Origin of the sequence: Bartonella sp. MM97QHHN (assembly GCF_042194285.1) — a bacterium.
Lineage (GTDB): Bacteria > Pseudomonadota > Alphaproteobacteria > Rhizobiales > Rhizobiaceae > Bartonella.
In genome coordinates this window covers 1-4,463 of record NZ_JBHIMS010000098.1, presented here as the reverse complement: position 1 = coordinate 4,463, position 4,463 = coordinate 1, and the positions used below count along the sequence as shown (strand labels likewise).

Genomic DNA, 4,463 nt, shown 5'->3' with positions numbered 1-4,463 from the left:
AAAGTTCCGTGCCTCTGGCATTACCGAACCACAGGCAAGACAAAATCTTATTATCAAACTTTACGAAGATTTTTTTACCAAAGCTTTTAAGAAGACAACGGATAGGCTTGGCATTGTTTATACCCCCGTTGAGGTCGTGGATTTTATCATTCATTCTGTTGATGATGTTTTACGCAATGAATTTGGAAAAAGCTTGGGGTCACGTGGTGTTTCTATTCTTGACCCTTTCACTGGAACGGGTACCTTTATCACAAGGCTTTTACAATCAAAGCTCATAAAACCAGAGGATATGGAATATAAATTCCGTCATGATATCCATGCCAATGAGATTGTTTTACTGGCTTATTACATAGCAGCGATCAATATTGAATCGACTTACCATAGTTTGAAGAAAGGAGATTACATCCCTTTCAAGCATATTGGTTTAACTGATACGTTTCGGATGCTGGAAAAACAAGATTTGATGAAAGGTTTATTAGAGGAAAACAGTGAATATTTAGAGCATCAAAAAAATTTGAATATTGAAGTGATCTTTGGCAATCCTCCTTATTCGGTAGGTCAAAAGAGTGAAAATGATAATGCAAAGAATACTCCCTATCCCATATTAAATAAACGCATCAGTGACACGTATGCTGCTCAATCTAAAGCAAATCTTAGGCAAGCGCTTTATGATAGTTATATTCGTGCCATTCGCTGGGCTAGTGACCGTATTGCTGATGCTGGAATAATCGGCTTTGTCACAAATGGAAATTTTATCAGTGGATATTCTATGGATGGTTTACGAAAATCTTTAGCTAAAGAATTTAGCAGTATTTATGTGCTTAATTTACGGGGGGATATTCGTAAAAATATGAGGAATAAAAACAACGCTCAAGAAGGAGAAAATATTTTTGGCAATGGTAGTATGACCGGTATTGCTGTGACACTATTTATCAAAAACCCCAATGCTTCTGAAGAGTGTAAAATTTACTATCATGACATTGGAAATTCACTCACAAGAGAAAAAAAGCTTACAATAATAGAGTCTCTTGGGAGCATTGATGGTGTTACACGGAGTAAACAAGGGTGGCAAATAATCACACCAGATAAACATGGGGATTGGCTTGGTCAACGGGATGACAGTTTCAAAGCATTTTTAGCTATAGGTGATAAAGGTGATAAAAAAAGTCATGGTAAAAAACTTTTTGAGATTTATTCTTGTGGTCTAAAAACCAATCGTGATGCTTGGACATACAACTCTAGCCGTGAAGCTTTAGCAAAAAATATGCGTAATATGATTGCCTTCTATAACAGTGAAGTGGAACGTTTTAACAACACCTATCCACATACTGACCATAAAACACGTACAAAGGTTGTAGATAATTTTGTTAATACAGATGAGAAAAAGATAAGTTGGAGCCATAATGTTAAGCAGGAACTGGTAAAAGGAAAAATTTTCGAATTTGAAGAAGCGTGCTTTATTCAAAGCCTTTATCGCCCTTTTATGAAACAGTGGCTCTATTATAATCGCACCTTCAACGATAGAGTTTCCAAAATGCCGTGTGTATTCTCTATGGAACAAATGAATGAAAATAGGGTAATACAAGTTACAGGTATAGGAGCAATGGTGGGCTTTTCTGTCTTAATGACCAGGACTCTACCTAATTTTCATGCAATAGATACTGGTCAATGCTTTCCAAGGTATATTTATGAGGATATTGAATCTTTAAAAAGTAACAATAAAAGTGAGAAACAATCCCTTTTATTTACAAACTCTATAGAAGAAAACAAAACAGCTGATTTACAAAGGTGTGATGCCATTACTGATGAAGGTCTAGACCATTTTAAAGCCGCTTATCCTAATGAAACTATCACGAAAGATGATCTATTCTATTATGTTTACGGTCTACTTCATTCGGAAGATTATTGTGCTCGTTATGCTGATAACCTCTCTAAAGAACTGCCTCGTATCCCTTGTGTAAAGAGTGCTGGTGATTTTTGGAAGTTTGTAACAGCAGGGCGTGAACTGGGTCACTTGCACGTGAATTATGAAGATGTAGAGCCTTATCCCGTGACCTTTAAAAAGGGTAATCCAAAACAGACAGAGATCTCTAATCCCGAAAAATTCTATTATGTAACTGAAATGAAATTCGCAAAAATTAAGAATAGTAAGGAAAAGGATAAATCGACTGTTTTTTATAATAGCAATATCACAATAACAGATATCCCTCTTGAAGCTTATAAGTATATCGTCAATGGCAAACCTGCTCTTGAATGGGTTATGGGGCGTCAATGTGTAAAGACTGATAAAAAGAGTGGCATTGTCAATGATGCCAATCGCTATGCTGTTGAAACCATTGGCAACCCTGCCTACCCTCTAGAGTTGTTTCAAAGAGTTATTACCGTAAGTTTAGAAACAATGAAAATCGTAAAAAAACTACCAAAATTAGAAATGAGAGAAACTGAATAGATTTGGCATGCTCAGATGATAGGCATGTTAACCTCACAAAGGGGTATAAGGTCTTATAACCTATAGGTTCTATACCCTCTTTATAAATTGCTTACATACAATCTTTAAAAGGAGTGTTTGTATGCGTTATTCTAAAAAGAAATCATTTGCACTTTTAAATACTCTTATTTGAATTGCTTTAAGACTTTTAAGAAATCCCATCTTAAAGTGAATACGCTTCTTTTACATTGCCTTTAAGAGGTTATATCGTAATCTAAAATGATAGCTTTGTTTAAAGAGAGCTATGTATATTCATTTTCTTATATTACTTATAGGTTTTGAAGGTTTCTCAAACCCTCAAAATACCTTCAAAACCCCTTTTTATATATATTACAGATTGTATTTACGTGTTGTGTGTAATATGGGTTGTTTATTTAAAACATTAACATATTGAAATATAATAACTTTTATTTTTGATTGAAAAATAATATATAAAGGGGCGTAAAAGGAACCCTCAAAATACTCAAAATCTTCAAAACTCATAACCATAATGGTCTTGATAGCATTTCATATGAGTTACAAGCTATCTTTTGAAAGGCTTTAAAAGATCATATGCTTTTCATAAAGCACATTTTAATCACTCACTAAAATAATCTATTTTGTCAGTTCAATTTACTGACACATAACTGACAGGTTTTAATCAATTCACATCATTGGTTATCTTTCAAGATTGTACTCTTGATATGGGTTATGTTTTAAAGATATTAAACTATTGAAATATAATGTTTTTAATTTTTACTCATAAAAAAAATAATAGAGGGTCTTAAAAGGAACTGACAACACTGACACGGTCTATTAAAAGAGATTTTGCTCATCTCTATAATTATCAGTTTCTATTGAGATGTTTTCATAACAGTCTATAAATCGTAATTATCCTATTTATCGTTTCTCTTATGAAAATGAAAAATGATGCGGTGGCTATAAAGCATATAACAGCTATAGAGAATGCATAAAAACAGCAAGGTTTTATAATCATAATGCAAATGAAAGGGTTGGTTATAAAGACCATCTCTATGAAAAGCTGTTAAGTTGCAAATGTGTTATAAAAAAAATTCACAAAAAAATTAAAATTCATTTAGTGAAAAAAACTGATAGGTTATAAAGTTAAAAATACGCACTATGAGAGCGTTTCTAAATATTATCAATGTATAGATTCAGAAAATAACGCAATCGTTTCATAAAGCCTATAATATATCTTTAAAAGCACATAAATATAAAAGAAGGAATTAATAAGCATAAGATATTATCAATACATAACGTATTAAAAAAATATCAAAAAAAGATAAAATATTGTTTGACAATAAATACGTATTTTGTTATATAAATATTCAAGTGATCAAAACACTTAAACATCAAGCGGGTAGGTTACGAAACAACCTTTCCCATTTCTTTAAATACTGACTGTCTTTTATGTTATGATTAGCATATAATGATTATGTCGGGTGTAGTTACGCCATACAATACTCTTATGAGAAAAGCGTAGCAACGGACTTGATGCCGTGTTTTGAGCGCCCGGCGCCCTATAAGGGTGTCAATTTCAAAACAATATTAACATCAAGGTTTTAATTATGACAAATNGTTTTGAGCGCCCGGCGCCCTATAAGGGTGTCAATTTCAAAACAATATTAACATCAAGGTTTTAATTATGACAAATTCAAAAAACACCCCCGTTATCTCTAATATTTCAAATGAAACCACGTCTGTTAATCAACAAGAGCCTGCAAAAAAATATGAATTTATTGATGATTGTGAATATATCGATGGTCATTTCTTAACTCGAATTAGAGCCTTAAGAGATTTTGATGATGTGAAAAAAGGTGACCTCGGTGGCTATATTGAAAGTGAAGATAATCTCTCTCATGAAGGTAATTGCTGGGTGTATAATAAAGCTCGGGTCTTTCAAAATGCACGCGTCTTTGGAAATGCTAAAGTAAAAAGCTTTTTTGTTGATGTCTATGGTAATGCGCAAATTTAT

1 protein-coding gene and 1 pseudogene are annotated in these 4,463 nt (G+C 32.9%); both read left to right on the top strand.

All coding sequences use genetic code 11. The features are described from left to right. The coding region (locus ACFIJW_RS07935; RefSeq protein WP_375633866.1) for a type ISP restriction/modification enzyme at positions 1 to 2,449 on the top strand (2,449 nt) is incomplete at its 5' end. Between the two features lie 1,684 nt (positions 2,450 to 4,133). After that, positions 4,134 to 4,463 (top strand): annotated as a pseudogene (locus ACFIJW_RS07930) (hypothetical protein); the annotation flags it as partial.